General features: G+C 54.6%; 1 protein-coding gene and 1 pseudogene. Both read right to left on the bottom strand.

Annotation, left to right across the window (positions count from 1 at the left end; translation table 11 throughout):
• The coding region (locus RTW80_RS27640; protein WP_312721297.1) for a DUF1380 family protein at positions 1 to 244 on the bottom strand (244 nt) is incomplete at its 3' end.
• Positions 245 to 257: 13 nt separating this feature from the next.
• Positions 258 to 381, bottom strand: a pseudogene (locus RTW80_RS27635) (hypothetical protein); the annotation flags it as partial.

The following is a 381-nucleotide window of genomic DNA, read 5'->3' as shown; positions in this document are numbered from 1 at the left end:
CTCTCACGTTATTGATGATCTCCATCGCCACGCCGGAAGAAATACCGGATTCAGTCCGCTGGTCTTCCGGGATGTCCTCCAGACGCGCCAGGACGGTCCTGATTTCATGATCGGACAGGGAAATATCCATTCCGTCAGCGAGGGCCTGAATCTCTTCCGGGGACCAGATAACCAGCATCAGCGGCATGTCTCCCGGATACTTTGCTGCCAGCGCCCGGCACAGCGTTTCGCATGTTCCGTACATTCTCATCTCCTTCTCAGTCTTTAAAGCACGCATCCAGTTCCAGAATTTCGGTATATGCCTCCATCAGGAGGCGGTTTGCGCGAAACAACGTCTGACGCACCAGACGTTCCGGCAGGGTGTCAGCATTAAAGCTGTAC

Source organism: Escherichia sp. AM3 (genome assembly GCF_032029835.1).
GTDB classification, from domain to species: Bacteria; Pseudomonadota; Gammaproteobacteria; order Enterobacterales; family Enterobacteriaceae; genus Escherichia; species Escherichia coli.
Note: the sequence above shows the minus strand (reverse complement) of the source record. Positions and strands in the feature narration are given on the sequence as shown.